Source organism: Jannaschia sp. 2305UL9-9, from assembly GCF_041403465.1.
GTDB lineage: Bacteria > Pseudomonadota > Alphaproteobacteria > Rhodobacterales > Rhodobacteraceae > Jannaschia.
Genome location: NZ_JBGEHM010000003.1, coordinates 1 through 14626, shown reverse-complemented (window position 1 = coordinate 14626; position 14626 = coordinate 1). Strand labels below are relative to the sequence as shown.

At 64.6% G+C, this 14626-nt stretch carries 17 protein-coding genes; 10 read left to right on the top strand and 7 right to left on the bottom strand.

The window, feature by feature from the left end; translation table 11 throughout:
- The first annotated feature begins 87 nt into the window (after positions 1–87).
- From rapZ to V6N07_RS13400, 4 genes are read left to right on the top strand one after another with little or no spacing between them, the layout of a single operon-like run.
- Positions 88–1023 (top strand): RNase adapter RapZ, encoded by a 936-nt coding sequence (gene rapZ, locus V6N07_RS13415; protein ID WP_371156845.1) that lies wholly within the window; start codon positions 88–90, stop codon positions 1021–1023.
- On the top strand, positions 1020–1412 hold the full coding sequence (locus tag V6N07_RS13410) for a PTS sugar transporter subunit IIA (protein ID WP_371156844.1): 393 nt from the start codon (positions 1020–1022) through the stop codon (positions 1410–1412). The genes rapZ and V6N07_RS13410 overlap by 4 nt, the downstream gene beginning before the upstream one ends.
- 23 nt (positions 1413–1435) lie before the next feature.
- On the top strand, positions 1436–1705 hold the full coding sequence (locus tag V6N07_RS13405; RefSeq protein WP_371156843.1) for an HPr family phosphocarrier protein: 270 nt from the start codon (positions 1436–1438) through the stop codon (positions 1703–1705).
- 56 nt (positions 1706–1761) lie between these two features.
- Positions 1762–2610 (top strand): lysophospholipid acyltransferase family protein, encoded by an 849-nt coding sequence (locus V6N07_RS13400; RefSeq protein WP_371157214.1) that lies wholly within the window; start codon positions 1762–1764, stop codon positions 2608–2610.
- On the opposite strand, the gene V6N07_RS13395 is transcribed toward V6N07_RS13400, so the two are convergent.
- Entirely contained in the window at positions 2607–3485 is an 879-nt protein-coding gene (locus tag V6N07_RS13395; protein ID WP_371156842.1) for a 3-hydroxybutyryl-CoA dehydrogenase, read from the bottom strand. The genes V6N07_RS13400 and V6N07_RS13395 overlap by 4 nt on opposite strands.
- Before the next feature lie 160 nt (positions 3486–3645).
- Between V6N07_RS13395 and V6N07_RS13390 the strand changes: the two genes are divergently transcribed.
- Positions 3646–4500, top strand: a complete 855-nt coding sequence (locus V6N07_RS13390; RefSeq protein WP_371156841.1) for a DUF6473 family protein — start codon at positions 3646–3648, stop codon at positions 4498–4500.
- Between the two features lie 71 nt (positions 4501–4571).
- Here V6N07_RS13390 and V6N07_RS13385 read toward each other — a convergent pair whose 3' ends face one another.
- From V6N07_RS13385 to V6N07_RS13360, 6 genes are all read right to left on the bottom strand, one after another.
- Complete coding sequence (locus V6N07_RS13385) at positions 4572–5498, bottom strand: FAD-binding protein (RefSeq protein ID WP_371156840.1); 927 nt, start codon at positions 5496–5498, stop codon at positions 4572–4574.
- Positions 5499–6257 (bottom strand): electron transfer flavoprotein subunit beta/FixA family protein, encoded by a 759-nt coding sequence (locus V6N07_RS13380; RefSeq protein WP_371156839.1) that lies wholly within the window; start codon positions 6255–6257, stop codon positions 5499–5501.
- Positions 6258–6409: 152 nt separating this feature from the next.
- A complete protein-coding gene (locus V6N07_RS13375; RefSeq protein ID WP_371156838.1) occupies positions 6410–6985 on the bottom strand; it encodes a cob(I)yrinic acid a,c-diamide adenosyltransferase in 576 nt (191 codons plus the stop codon).
- A gap of 3 nt (positions 6986–6988) precedes the next feature.
- Positions 6989–7195 (bottom strand): twin transmembrane helix small protein, encoded by a 207-nt coding sequence (locus tag V6N07_RS13370; protein WP_371156837.1) that lies wholly within the window; start codon positions 7193–7195, stop codon positions 6989–6991.
- A 45-nt stretch (positions 7196–7240) separates the two neighbouring features.
- Positions 7241–8065 carry an SDR family NAD(P)-dependent oxidoreductase gene (locus tag V6N07_RS13365; RefSeq protein WP_371156836.1) on the bottom strand — a complete coding sequence of 275 codons (825 nt, stop codon included), beginning with the start codon at positions 8063–8065 and terminating at the stop codon, positions 7241–7243.
- A 111-nt stretch (positions 8066–8176) separates the two neighbouring features.
- Positions 8177–8719 (bottom strand): SH3 domain-containing protein, encoded by a 543-nt coding sequence (locus V6N07_RS13360; protein ID WP_371156835.1) that lies wholly within the window; start codon positions 8717–8719, stop codon positions 8177–8179.
- A 161-nt stretch (positions 8720–8880) separates the two neighbouring features.
- Between V6N07_RS13360 and V6N07_RS13355 the strand changes: the two genes are divergently transcribed.
- The 5 genes from V6N07_RS13355 to V6N07_RS13335 form a co-directional block, all read left to right on the top strand.
- A complete protein-coding gene (locus V6N07_RS13355; RefSeq protein WP_371156834.1) occupies positions 8881–11190 on the top strand; it encodes a DNA topoisomerase IV subunit A in 2310 nt (769 codons plus the stop codon).
- Between the two features lie 7 nt (positions 11191–11197).
- Positions 11198–12388 (top strand): DUF898 family protein, encoded by a 1191-nt coding sequence (locus tag V6N07_RS13350; RefSeq protein WP_371156833.1) that lies wholly within the window; start codon positions 11198–11200, stop codon positions 12386–12388.
- On the top strand, positions 12385–13560 hold the full coding sequence (locus V6N07_RS13345; RefSeq protein WP_371156832.1) for a M48 family metallopeptidase: 1176 nt from the start codon (positions 12385–12387) through the stop codon (positions 13558–13560). The genes V6N07_RS13350 and V6N07_RS13345 overlap by 4 nt, the downstream gene beginning before the upstream one ends.
- Before the next feature lie 64 nt (positions 13561–13624).
- Positions 13625–14185: a hypothetical protein gene (locus tag V6N07_RS13340; protein WP_371156831.1), complete on the top strand. Its 561-nt coding sequence runs from the start codon at positions 13625–13627 to the stop codon at positions 14183–14185.
- Positions 14186–14297: 112 nt separating this feature from the next.
- Positions 14298–14626: GTP-binding protein (locus V6N07_RS13335; RefSeq protein ID WP_371156830.1), on the top strand; the 329-nt coding region annotated here is incomplete at its 3' end.

The window sequence follows — 14626 nt, the reverse complement described above, 5'->3', positions numbered from 1 at the left end:
TGACCCAAGGTCACAGGGCTTTCAAAAGCCGCAAACCCGCATTAACTATTTGAGCCGAAGAACGTCATTCCGCGCAGGAGGCGATCCATGGAAGATCGGTCAGATCCGCTAGACGTCCTGTTGATTACAGGACCGTCCGGCGCGGGCCGTGCGACCGCCTGTCGTGCGTTGGAAGACGCAGGTTACGAGGTTATCGACAACCTTCCCCTTTCGATGCTCACGCGATTGCTGGCCACCGCACCCGAGGCCCCGCGTCCCCTTGCCCTTGGAATCGATGTGCGAAACAGGGATTTCAGCGTGGCCCTGCTGCTGTCTACCCTGGGCAGGCTGCGCGCCGATCCGGGCGTATCGGTCCAGATGCTCTATCTCGATTGCACCCCCGATGTTCTGGTTGCGCGCTTTTCGGAAACACGTCGCCGCCACCCGCTTGCGCCGCAGGAAGATGCCGAGATTGGCGTGCAGCGGGAAATGGATATCGTCGCGGACATCGCCGATCACGCAGACGTCGTGATCGATACCTCCCTGTTGACGGTTCATGACCTGAAGGCGGAATTGCTGCGCTGGTTCGGACAGGGGGGTGGGCTGGCTGTTTCCGTGCAATCCTTCAGCTACAAGCGCGGGTTGCCGCGTGGTCTGGATACGGTGTTCGACCTGCGGTTCCTGTCGAATCCGCACTGGGTTCCGGCGCTGCGCGCGGGTACGGGAAAGGACGCGGACGTGAGGGCGCATATCACGGCCGATCCGCGCTTCGCGCCGTTCTTCGAACAGATGAGCAACCTGATCCTGTCCATCCTGCCGGCATATCGGGATGAGGGGCGTGCGCATCTGACCATCGGGCTGGGCTGTACCGGGGGGCGTCACAGATCGGTTGCCGTCACGGAGTTGCTGGCCGATACCCTTGCGGACGCCGGTTGGCAGGTGTCTAAACGGCACAGAGAATTGGATCGACGCATGGGCAACCCCGCGACAGCGGCCGGGTCTCACCGATCCGCAAGCCGGACAGACGGGGGAAACAGCGCGTGATCGGAATCGTGATCGTCGCCCACGGTGGGTTAGCCGATGAATACCGCAAGGCGGTCGAACACGTGATCGGGCCTCAGGACGGGGTCAGGGCGATCGCCGTGGGCGTCACCTGTGACCGGGCCGCGAAAGAGTCCGAGATCTGCAGCGCGGCAGACGCGGTGGACGTTGGTGATGGCGTGGTGGTCGTCACCGACATATTCGGCGGATCGCCGTCCAACCTGTCGATGAACGCCTGCAAGCCACAGGACCGCGTCATCTTTTACGGTGCCAACCTGCCTGCCTTGATCAAATTGGCACGGTGCCGGTCTAAACCGATCGCCGAGGCCGTTGCCTTGGCCAAAGCCGCCGGAACGCGTTACATGGATGTCGCACGGGGGCCAGCGGCCTGAACGGCAACCGGAATGGGTGGCAAATGACGCATCGCGAACTGGAAATCGTCAACGAGAAGGGCCTGCATGCGCGGGCATCGGCCAAGTTCGTGGAATGCGTGGAAAAGTTCGATGCGACCGCGACCGTGCGGCGCGAAGGGCAGCAGGCGGGTGGCGACTCGATCATGGGATTGCTGATGCTGGTTGCCGCACGGGGAACGACGATCGACGTCGAAACCAAGGGCCCCGAGGCTGACGCCCTGATGGAGGCATTGGCCCATCTGGTCGCGGACAAGTTCGGAGAGCCGATGTGAGCGATGTCAGTCTGCCGACGCTTGCCGCCCGTCCGAACAAGGCGCCGGACGCTGCGGTGTCCGACGACACGCCGCCCAACGAAGGCTACGTGGCCTATGACCGCGCACGGCTGAGCTATGCGGGAACGTTTACCGACCCATGGCGCGCGACTGCCATTCGGACGCTGGAATGGATGACGGGCAAGGCGCGCCTGCTGTACCTGATACGCAAGTTCGAACGTGAAGGCGTCGAAGAGGGGCAGGCGTTCTTTGCCCATGCCCTGCGTGTCATGGGGATCCGGATCGATACGCCCGCAGACCAGATCGCGCATATCCCCAAGACGGGCCCGGTCGTGGTCGTGGCCAATCATCCCCATGGTCTTGTCGATGGCATGGTGCTGGCCGATCTGATCGGCCGTGTGCGGACCGACTACAAGATCCTGACGCGCAGCCTGCTGACCGGCGTGCCGGAAATCGGGCAATTCATGATCCCGGTGCCGTTTCAGCACGAAGCCGACGCGCGGCAGCGGAACCTTGAAATGCGCCGCGCGACGATGTCGCACCTGTCGGCAGGCGGTGTGATCGTTCTGTTCCCCTCCGGCGCCGTCGCCTCCAGCGAGACGGCGTTCGGCCCGGCGGTCGAGAAGGAATGGAACCCGTTCACGGCGAAGATGATCCGCCTCAGCGGGGCCACGGTGGTGCCGATCCACTTTTCGGGCCGCAATTCCCGTGCCTACCAGATTGCGAACCTCGTGTCGGCAACCCTGCGTCAGGGCCTGCTGCTGCACGAGGTCGTGCATGCGTTGAACCGGCCGCAAGCCCCGATCGTGCGCCCGCCGATCCTTGCAAAGGACTGGCGCCCCCGGTCGGATAACCCGACCGAGTTCATGGCCTGGCTGCGTGAGAGGACCCTGAACGGGGCCTAGCGGGTCGGGACCGGGTCGCCTTCGCCGCGATAGTCGTAGAACCCGCGCTGTGTCTTGCGACCCAGCCAACCGGCCTCGACGTATTTCACCAAAAGCGGACAGGGTCGGTACTTCGTGTCGGCCAATCCGTCGTGCAGCACGTTCATGATCGCAAGGCAGGTATCCAGACCGATGAAATCCGCCAGTTCGAGCGGCCCCATGGGGTGGTTCGCGCCAAGGCGCATCGACGTGTCGATCGACGTGATGTTTCCGACCCCTTCATAGAGCGTGTAGACCGCCTCGTTGATCATGGGCATCAGGATGCGGTTCACCATGAAAGCCGGGAAATCCTCGGATGTCGCGGCTGTCTTGCCAAGGCGATCGACGACACCCTTGCAGGCCTCGAACGTCTCCTCGTCCGTCGCGATCCCCCGGATAAGCTCCACCAGTTTCATGACCGGCACCGGGTTCATGAAGTGGAATCCCATGAATTTCTGGGGGCGGTCGGTGCGGCTGCCCAATCGCGTGATCGAGATCGAGGACGTGTTCGACGTCAGGATCGTCTGCGGTGCGAGGTGCGGCACCAGGTCCTCGAAGATGGCCTGTTTCACCGTCTCGCGCTCGGTCGCCGCCTCGATGATCAGATCGCTTTTCGCGGTATCGATCAGGTTTGCGGTGGTGCGAATGCGCTGCAACGCTTCATCGCGCACCTCGGACGTGATCTTTTCGCGGCTGACCTGCCGGTCGAGGTTCTGCCCGATGATCTTGCGCGCGGAATCTAGGGCGTCCTGGCTGACATCCGTCAGTATCACGTCATATCCGGCCAGCGCGCAGACATGGGCGATGCCATTGCCCATCTGACCCGCGCCGACGATCCCGATGCTGCCGATGTCCATGTGCGTCTCCTGCAAGGTATCGGGCGGACCATAGCAGGGGGGCAGGTCGCCGCAAGCGCCGCGTCAGCCCTGACAATTCGAGGTGAATCCGCAGGTCAACCAATCGGTAAGGCGGCTGAGGGAAAAGTAGCGGATCGCCTCGAATCGGACCTGACCTGACATGAGCTATGATCGTCACGAGACAGATCTCGACTACTACCTCTGCGGCTACGGCGCGTCGCGCATCACCTTTCGTGGGCCCGCCATTTCGCTGGACAGGGCCTATACCGCCGTGATCGGCGGGTCAGAGACATTCGGCCGCTACGTGGAAGACCCGTTCTGTGACCGCATCGCAGACATGACCGGCCGCTTCGTCGCCAACATGGGTGTCATAAACGGCAGCGTCGATGCCTTCACCCAGGATGAAGGGACCATGGCGGTCCTGCTGGCGGCCGATACGGTGGTTATTCAGGTGACCGGTGCGGCCAATATTTCAAACCGCTTCTATAGCGTGCATCCCCGCCGAAACGATCGATTCCTGCGCCATTCCATCCTGATGGAAACCCTGTTCCAGAACGTGGATTTCAGCGATTTCAGCTTTACGCGCCACATGCTGTCGGTCTTGCAGGACAGTTCACCCGAAAAGTTCGCCATCATCCAGCAGGAACTGCGCGAGGCGTGGGTCGCGCGCATGCGCCTGCTGCTGACACGGCTGCCGGGTCGCAAGATCCTGCTGTGGATAGAGGGGGTCGCGCAATCCCCTCTGGGAGAGGAGCCGCTCTTCGTAACGGTCGACATGATGCAGAAGCTGGAACCGTTGATCGACAAGCTGGTCCATTGCGACGTCAGCAGCACGCAATCCGCGGATCAGCTGGACGACATGATCTTTCCGGAGATCGATGCAGCCAGCGCGCGCCTGTCCTTGTCGAGCAAGGGGCATGAGCGTGTGGCACATGCGCTTGCACGGGCCATCGGGCGGCCGGATGGGCTGTCATCGCCGGTAAGACAGGCAGAGCGTCGGGCGCGGGCGTGGTGACGCAGTCGCCGCATCGGATTTCCACGGCCCCGGACAAGGGGGGGCCGTGGAGGTTTCGGATCCGCGAAGGATCAGAGCTTTTCGATCAGCTCGGGAACCGCAGTGAAGAGGTCGGCAACCAAACCATAGTCGGCGACCTGGAAGATCGGCGCTTCCTCATCCTTGTTGATCGCGACGATCACCTTGGAGTCCTTCATGCCCGCCAGGTGCTGAATCGCACCCGAGATGCCCACGGCGACATAGAGGTCGGGGGCCACGACCTTGCCGGTCTGACCGACCTGCCAGTCGTTCGGCGCATAGCCCGAATCGACGGCCGCGCGGGATGCGCCGACGGCGGCCCCAAGCTTGTCGGCCAGTTTCTCGATCAGCGCGAAATCTTCCTCGGACCCGACGCCGCGACCGCCGGAAACCACGACCCCGGCCGACGTCAGCTCGGGGCGGTCGGATTCGGCGACCTTGTCCTCGACCCATTCGGACAGGCCGGGGTTCGCGGTCGGCGTGATTTCCTCGACCGGGGCGGACCCGCCGTCGCCGGTGGCGTCGAAGGTCGCGGTGCGGATGGTCATCACCTTGGTCGCATCGCTAGACTTGACCGTCTGGATGGCATTGCCGGCATAGATCGGACGCTCGAACGTGTCGGCATCGACCACGGCCGTGACCTCGGACAGGATCATCACGTCCAGCAGGGCCGCGACGCGGGGCAGAATGTTCTTGCTAGCCGCGGTCGAGGGCGCACAGATGTGCGAATAATCACCTGCCAGCGACACGATCAGGTCGGCAACCGGTTCGGCAAGGTCGTGGCCATAAGCCGCGTCGGAGGCGCAGAGCACCTTGGCCACGCCGTCCAGCTTGGCGGCCTCGGCGGCGGCACCCTGGCACCCTTCGGAGGCGCACAGGATCGTCACGTCGCCCAAGGCCTTCGCAGCGGTCAGCGCCTTAGCGGTCGCATCCGCGTTCAGCGTGCCACCCGAGATTTCTGCGATCAGGAGAACAGCCATTTACACAGCCCCCGCTTCTTTGAGTTTCTCGACCAGGGCATCGACAGATCCGACCATCTCGCCGGCCTTGCGGGCCTCGGGCTCCGTGGTGGTGACGATGCTCAACCGCGGTGCGATATCGACGCCGTAGTCGGCAGGCGTCTTCTCCTCCAAAGGCTTTTTCTTGGCCTTCATGATGTTCGGCAGGGAGGCATAGCGCGGCTCGTTCAGGCGCAGGTCCACGGTCACGATGGCGGGCATCTTGACCTTGATCGTCTGCAGACCGCCGTCGACCTCGCGGGTGACGGTCGCGTGATCACCGTCGACCGTCACCTCGGAGGCGAAGGTCGCCTGCGACCAACCGGTCAGCGCGGCCAGCATCTGGCCCGTGGCGTTCATGTCGTTGTCGATCGCCTGCTTGCCGGCCAGCACGAGGCCGGGTTCCTCTGCGTCGATCACGGCCTTCAGAATCTTGGCGACGGCGAGCGGCTCGATATCCGTATGCACGTCATCGGTGGCCACGACCAGAATGGCGCGGTCGGCCCCCATGGCCAACGCGGTGCGCAGCGTCTCCTGGCTTTGCTTGACGCCGATGGAGACGGCGATGACCTCGTCGGCGACACCCTTTTCCTTCAGGCGGATCGCCTCTTCGACGGCGATTTCGTCGAAGGGGTTCATCGACATCTTGACGTTGGCAAGGTCGACGCCGGTGCCATCGGCCTTGACCCGGACCTTGACGTTGTAATCGATCACCCGCTTGACGGGCACCAGAACCTTCATGGCGCGTTTCCTTCGATAGATGTCATCGTGCCCGTGTTACCGGATGGACCGGGGCCGCGACAGACGGAAAACGACACACAGGGGCCTTGTGACGCACCGTTTGTTGCGCGGCGTTTCCGAAGGGAACCGCCACGCAACAAACGGGCGCCGGATCAGCTCCGGTTCGCGCCCGGCACCCACAACACATCGGCGCGGCCATCGTCGTTGGCGATACGCGAAGCGACGAAGAACCAGTCCGACAGGCGGTTGAGGTATTTGATAGCCGCCTCGTTCACGTCCTCGGACGCGGCGAGATCGACGCACAAACGCTCCGCCCGCCGGGTGACAGTGCGGCACAGGTGCAGATGGGCCGACAACGCGCTGCCACCGGGCAGCACGAAGGAACGAAGCGGCTCCAACGCGTCGTTCATCGCGTCGATTTCAGCTTCCAGCCGGTCGACCTGCGCGGGTGTCATGCGCAGGGGGGGATATTCCGCCTCCGCATCCTTGGCCATATCCGGACGGCAGAGGTCGGCGCCCAGGTCGAACATGTCGTTCTGGATCATCGCGAGGCGCGCATCCATGTCGCCCGTCGCATGCAGGCGGGCCATGCCGATCGTGGCATTTGCCTCATCGACGGTGCCATAGGCTTCGACGCGGGGGGATGTCTTGGGCACGCGGCTTCCGTCGCCCAATGCCGTGGTGCCGGCATCGCCGGTGCGGGTGTAGATCTTGGACAGGACAACCATGCGTTACGCCCCCCGTCCGCGCAGCCAGACAAACCCCAGCAGCAGCATCACGGCGATGAACTGCGCGATGATCCGCCAGCGCATCATGCGGTTGCCATGCTTGGCATTGAACGCACCGCCCTTGGCAAAACCGCCGATCCCGACCAGCAGGATGACGACAACCGCGATACAGGCGGCGGCCACGACGTAGAATAGGGGATCATCGGCCATGTCGGCTCCTTACTTTTGGTCCATGCCGGGACATAGGGGGCTGGCTCACCCTTTCGAGAGGATTCGGTCCGAGAGCGAGGTCGGAAACAGACGCTTCATGGCCCCTCCAAGATAGGTCGGCACGGTGACATAGTAGCGCGGGCGCGGTTTCGGGGCCTCGATCGCATGGATCAGCTTGGCGGTCACGGCCGAGGCCGGCAGTTCGAACCGCCCCTTGTCGCCCGACCCGAGGCGCCTGATCTCGACCTCGTAGTCCTTCGACCGGACCGATGTCCTCCAATCGATCCACGCCTCGAAATTGGCGCGCGCGTTGGCGCGAAAGGCGCTGGTGATCGGGCCCGGTTCTATCAGGCTGACGTGGATGCCGGTGCCCCGCATTTCCATGCGCAGCGTATCTGTCAGGCCTTCGACGGCGAATTTCGTCGCATTGTAGGCCCCGCGCCATGGCATCGCGGCAAACCCGAGAACGCTGGAGTTCTGGACGATCCGCCCGTGACCCTGCGCGCGCATGACGGGAATCACCTGCCGGGTCAGCGTGTGCCAGCCGAAGAAATTCGCCTCGAAGGTCTGGCGCAGGGCCTCGGTCGGCAGATCCTCGACAAGACCCGGGATCGCATAGGCGCCGTTGTTGAACAACGCGGTCAGAGTGCCGCCCGTTGCGTCAAGGACCCGGTCGAGCGCGGGGGCAATCGTTGCCCCGTCTTCGTAGTCGATCAGAGGAGAGGTCAGGCCCTCTGCCTCCAGCCGCGCGCAATCCTCGGGTTTGCGGCAGGCCGCGAATACCTGCCATCCCCGCTCGGACAGGCGTCGTGCAGCATCGAGGCCGATGCCCGAAGAACAGCCGGTGATCAGAATGCTTCTGGTTGTCATGCGCCTGCGTCCCCACCGCCGTTTCGTCATGTCGATAGGCGGGGCGGCCACCAAACGCAAATGGGCGCGCCAATCGGCCCGCCCATCCAAGCGAAGTCAGGATCCGCGCGGTCAGCTGGGGGACAGGAACCGGGCTGCCATGAAACCGGTCGTTCCGGTCTCGACGTCACGAATTTCCTGCCAGCCGTTGGATTCTTCGCCGATGGGTTCGGCCAGCATGTCGCGTGTCAGGCTGCCGACGATCCGGTCCGAGGTTGACGGGCCGGACCGCAGGTTCACGCGGTTGCCGGTCACCCGCAACAGAACCTCTGTCTCGGGGGCCGTGACCGCCGCGGGCTGGTTTGCGGGCTGCACGAGGCTGACGACGACCGGCTCTCCGATCAGGCGGGGTTGAACGGCCGTCGGGGTCGGGGCGGATGCCGCGATGGTTGCGGGGTCGGGCACGATGTCGGTCGTGACCGCGGCACGGGTCACGACTTCGCCGTCCCCCGATGTCAGCCCAAGGATCGTGGGCCGCGCATAATCCGCGGACGTGGTAGCGAGGATGACGGGGGCATCGGAATCCCCGGCGACGGCGGCACTCGTTTCCGGCTCGCCCCAGATGATGAAACCAGCATACAAGGCAGCCGCGAGGGTGATGGTCATCTTGAACATTTCGGTATCCCCGGCAGTCTGTAATCACACGCGAGCCCAACGAACACGACTCGTGGGAAGTTCCCTTAAACCACTTCCTGCGACCTGCCTACCATACTTATGCCATATTCTTTAGCCCCAAGTTGTTGCGGGGTTGGAAACCGTCCCGTAGATCGAGGCCCATGAGCGATCCTGATGATATGACGCCGCCGGAAGATGTGGTTTCCGAACCCCTCAGCCGGGCAATCGGCGACCGCTACCTGACATATGCCCTGTCGACGATCATGCACCGGGCCTTGCCCGACGCACGCGACGGGCTGAAGCCGGTTCACCGCCGCATCCTGTTCGCGATGCGCGAATTGCGACTGGCGTCCAACGGGGGGTTCCGCAAATCCGCCAAGATCAGCGGCGATGTGATGGGCAACTATCACCCGCATGGCGATGCCGCGATCTATGACGCGATGGCCCGACTGGCCCAGGATTTCGCGGTCCGCTATCCGCTGGTCGACGGGCAGGGGAACTTCGGCAACATCGACGGCGACAACCCGGCCGCCGCGCGATACACCGAAGCCCGCATGACCGCCGCCGCCGAGGCGCTGCTGGAGGGTCTCGACCAGGACGCCGTCGATTACCGCGACAACTACGACGGGACGTTGCAGGAACCCGTCGTCCTGCCCGCCGCTTTCCCGAACCTGCTGGCCAACGGGTCGGCGGGGATCGCCGTGGGCATGGCCACCAACATCCCGCCCCACAACCTCGACGAGTTGATCGCCGCCTGCCTCCATCTGATCAAGTCGCCGAACGCGCGGGACGAGACTTTGCTGGACCACATTCCGGGCCCCGACTTCCCCACCGGGGGCGTGATCGTGGAACCCCGCGACAGCATTCTGGAGACCTATCGCACCGGGCGCGGGGCCTTCCGCCTGCGCGCGCGGCACGAGATCGAGGATCTGGGCAAGGGCCAGTGGCAGATCATCGTCACCGAGATTCCGTATCAGGTGCAGAAGGGCAAGCTGATCGAGAAGCTGGCCGAACTGGTCACCGCCAAGAAGGTGCCCATCCTCGGCGATATCCGGGACGAGAGCGCCGACGACATCCGCATCGTACTGGAACCGAAGACCCGGAACGTCGATCCGGACGTCCTGATGTCCACGCTCTACCGTTTGTCGGATCTGGAAACGCGGTTCAGCCTCAACATGAACGTGCTGATCGACGGGGTGACACCCCGCGTCTGTTCCCTGCGCGAGGTGTTGCAGGCGTTCCTCGATCACCGGCAGGATGTGCTGCTGCGCCGGTCGCGGCATCGGATGGCCAAGATCGACCACCGGTTGGAGGTGCTGGAGGGCTTCATCCTCGCCTATCTCAACCTCGATCGCGTGATCGACATCATCCGCTACGACGACGCCCCGAAAGAGGCGTTGATGTACGAGCCGTGGGGCGAGGGGTACGTCCGTGCGCGGGACGAGGCGGACTATGTCAGCCCCCTGCCGACCGATCGCGCCCATTCCCTGACCGAGGTGCAATCCGAGGCGATCCTCAACATGCGCCTGCGCGCACTGCGCCGGCTGGAGGAGATGGCCCTGCTTAAGGAACGCAACGCCTTGATGGAGGAGCGTGCGGGCCTGCAGGACCTGCTTGACGACGAGGCCGTGCAGTGGAGGACCATTTCGGACGAGTTGCGCTCCGTCCGCAAATTGTTCGGCAAGGCCACGCCCGCCGGCCGTCGCCGCACGGATTTCGCCGACGCGGTCGAGGTGGCCGATGTGCCGCTGGAAGCCATGATCGAGCGGGAGCCGATCACCGTCGTCTGTTCCGCAATGGGATGGGTGCGGGCGCTGTCCGGGCATGTCGCATTGGACAAGGAGCTGAAGTTCAAGGACGGCGACGGCCCCGCCTTCATGTTCCACGCCGAAACCACCGACAAGCTGATCGTCTGGGGCAGCGACGGGCGCGCCTATACCGTGGGTGCCGTGTCTTTGCCGGGTGGGCGGGGCATGGGCGAACCCCTGCGCCTGATGGTCGATATTCCGAACGAGACGCAGATCGTCGACATCCTGATCCACCGCCCCGGTCGCAAGCTGTTGCTGGCGTCCACGGCGGGCGACGGATTCGTCGTGCCCGAGGAGGAAATACTGGCCTCGAAACGGGCGGGCAAACAGGTTCTTAACCTGCGCGCGCCGGTCACCGCCATGCGCCCGGTCGCCGCTGAAGGGGATCACGTGGTTTGCGTCGGGGACAACCGCAAGATGCTGGTCTTCCCCATCACCGACCTGCCGGAGATGCCGCGCGGCAAGGGCGTGCGTTTGCAAAGGTTCAAGGACGGCGGCCTGTCCGATGTGGCGGTCATCACGCTGGCCGATGGGCTGAAATGGTCCGACCCGGCAGGACGCACGCGGCACGAACCCGACCTGACCGAATGGATGGGCGGACGCGCGCAGGCCGGGCGAATGGCGCCCCGCGGGTTCCCGCGCAACAACCGCTTCGACGGATAATCGGGGCGTGGCGACGGGCACCACGCTCGACCAGATGACGGCGCAGGTCTCGGGCACGCGCGGGCAACTGCTGTCCCTTGTCGCGCGTACGACGGCCCTGACCGTCATGACCCTTGGGGTCTATTCCTTCTGGGCGCGCACGCGCGTGCGACGCTGGCTCTGGTCGTCAGTACGTATCGGGGGAACGCCGTTCGAATATGCCGGTCAGCCCTTGGAAAAGCTGATGGGCTTCGTCATCGCGGCCGTGATCGTCGCCGTCTACCTTGGGCTGGTGGTGATGCTGCTGATCTTCGCGTCCCTCAACATTTGGGGGTCGCCGTTGCCGGGGACGGTGGCGTCCTTCCTCCTCGTGCTGCCGGTCTACTGGTTCGCGCAATACCGGGGGATGCGATACCTGCTGAACCACACGCGGTGGCGGGGGATCGGGTTTTCGATGTCCCCGGGCGCGTGGCGCTATGCGGGCCTGACCGTGTGGTGGACATTGCTCGCCCTCGCAAGCGTGGGGCTGCTCTGGCCGCTCCGGGTGCAGCGGATGTGGCGGTTCCGGGCGGAACGGGCGTGGTACGGGGACGACCACTTTCGCCTGACCCTGACGGCACGCGGCCTGTTTCCCCCGTTCATTCCTGTGCTCATCGGGCTCTGGTCGCTTGCGGCCCTGATTGGCGCCTATTTCTGGACGGACGACGCGTCCTTCGTCACACTGTCACTGATGGCGGGTGTCTACGCCCTTTTCGCCTGGGTGCATTGGCGCGTCGTCTCCTACCGCCGTCTCGTGTCATCGCTGGGCTTTGCCGGGGCGGCGGGTCTGACGGTCGCGCCGAAGACGGGCCGCGTCATCGGCATTCATATCGGGGGCTGGATCGTGGTGGCGCTGCTGCTTGCCGCAGGGGCAATCGCCATTGGGTTCGGCGTCGGTGCGGCGGCCTTGTCCACGTTGCCGGGGATCGATCCTTCGCTGCTGGAGGAGCCGGACCCCTATCTTCTGTTTGCCGCAGGTCTGTTGTTCTACCTGACGTTCTTTCTTGGCCGGGGGGCGCTGCGCATGGTGTTCGTCACCTTCCCGTTGATCCGTCACGTCGCGGAGACGCTGCACCTGCGCGGCGCGGCCGAGGTGAACGCGGTGCGCGCAGGTGAACGCCACCACATGCACGATGCAGACGGCTTCGCGAACCTGTTCGACATGGGGTCGGGGATATGAGCGTCTGGCCGGGAGGACCGAATGACCGCCCCGGCATGGGGCAGGGCGATGGTGACCCCGACGCGCCGGTTTTCGCGGACTATTTCGACGGGCGGCGTGCATTGCGCCAACGGGTCGCCCTGCGCGCGGAGACGGGTGATCGCGGACGCGTCCTTCTGCTGGAACTGCCCGACGGAGACAGGGTGCGCTGGCCCCTGCGTCGCATCCGCCGCCTGCGCGACCAGGCGGGCGGGGACGTCGCGACCTATGGCCTTTCGTCCGGTCAGGCAGGGCGGCTGGTCGTCGATGACCCCGCCGCGCGCGACCTGATCGAAGGGCTGGAGGAAGGCGTGCGCCTCGGCCTGTCCGGGCCGTCCCTGTGGCGGCGCGCCTTGGCCGTGTCCGCCGGGGGCATTGCCGTGCTTGCCTTGCTGGTCTTCGTGCTACTGCCTGCGCTGGCCGGGGGGCTGGCGCGGTTCATGAACGCCGAGGCCGAAGTCGCGATGGGCGCTTTGCACTACGAACAGACGCGGATCATGTTCTCGGACGGCATCACGCCCCTGCGCGAATGTCGCGACCCCGCCGGCCTCGCCGCTTTGCAGGACCTGACCGACCGGGTCAGTCGCGATGTCAATCTGCCGTATCCCCTGCAGGTCGCCGTGCTCGACGATCGGGAGGAGCCGATCCTGAACGCCTATGCCGTCGCGGGCGGGCGGATCACGTTCTTCCATTCCATGATCCTCGCCGCCGAAGCGCCGGAGGAGATTGCCGCCGTCCTCGCCCATGAACTCGGTCACGTGGTCAACGACGATCCCGTCCGGCACATGCTTCAGGCGGCCAGCGGCATGGCCATCCTTTCGGTCCTGATCGGCGATGTGACGGGCGGCGGCATCCTTGGCGGCACGGCAGGTGCGGCCCTGCAATCCAGCTATTCGCGCCGCGCCGAAATCGCCGCGGACGCCTTCGCGCACGATCAGCTGACCTCGGTGGATCTGCCGCCGTCGGCGCTGGGCCGAATGTTCGAAAGGTTGCGCGACCGTTACGGCGATACCGAAGGGCTGGTTGCGCATTTCAGCAGCCATCCGCAGCTGGCCGACCGCATCGAACGGGCCGGACGGATCGGGGACCCCGACATCGGGATGCCCGCCCTGACGCCCAAGGCATGGCAGGCGTTGCGTGCAATCTGTCGTTGAGTTGCCCTCGGACGGCGCAATGTCTATCCGGTTGCCAGCCGACACGTGCCCCCGGAGGACGCCCATGACCGACAGACTGACCCGCCGCAGCTTTTCCGGCCTTTCCCTTGCCGGTGCCGCCGGTGCCCTGTCGGCCTGTGCCACGGCGGACCCGCTCGAATCCGAACAGCGCGAGATGGGCGATTTCCAGTTAGGATATACGGTGCTCGTCACCGACAACATCAAGAAGATCCCGCCCAGCCGGGATGCCACGCCGGAAAAATGGGCATCGGTGATGGACGCGGAACTGTCCCGCCGCTTCGGTCGCTACCAGGGTGGCAAGGACTATGTCATCGCCCTGGCAATCGAGGGCTATTCGCTCGCACCTCCGGGGATCCCGGTCGTGCTGACGCCGAAATCCATCCTCGTCGTATCGGCCAACGTCTGGGAGGCCGATCCGCAGCGCAAGATCGGCGGCCCGGAACAGATCACCACGTTCGAAGGCGCGGATACGCTGTTTCTCGGTTCCGGCCTGATGAAGGATTCGGACGAGCAGATGCTGACCCTCGCGCGCAACATGGCGTTCAAGATCCAATCCTGGATGATCCGGAACGGCGACTGGTTCGGCCTGCCTCCGCGCAGCTGAACGGGGCGGAATCGTGGCGAAACTCTTGCACTTGGTCGCTGGCCCCGCTAGACGGCCCGCGATATGAATCCGGGCCTCTGCATGGGGGGCCTTAGCAAGTCAGGGGCCCATTATGGCGAAGGCAAAGTTCGAACGCACGAAACCGCACGTTAACATCGGCACGATCGGCCACGTTGACCACGGCAAGACGACGCTGACGGCTGCGATCACGAAGTATTTCGGTGACTTCAAGGCCTACGACCAGATCGACGGCGCGCCCGAAGAGAAGGCCCGCGGCATCACGATCTCGACCGCGCACGTGGAGTACGAGACCGAGACCCGTCACTACGCCCACGTCGACTGCCCCGGCCACGCCGACTACGTCAAGAACATGATCACCGGTGCCGCCCAGATGGATGGCGCGATCCTGGTCGTGAACGCCGCCGACGGCCCGATGCCCCA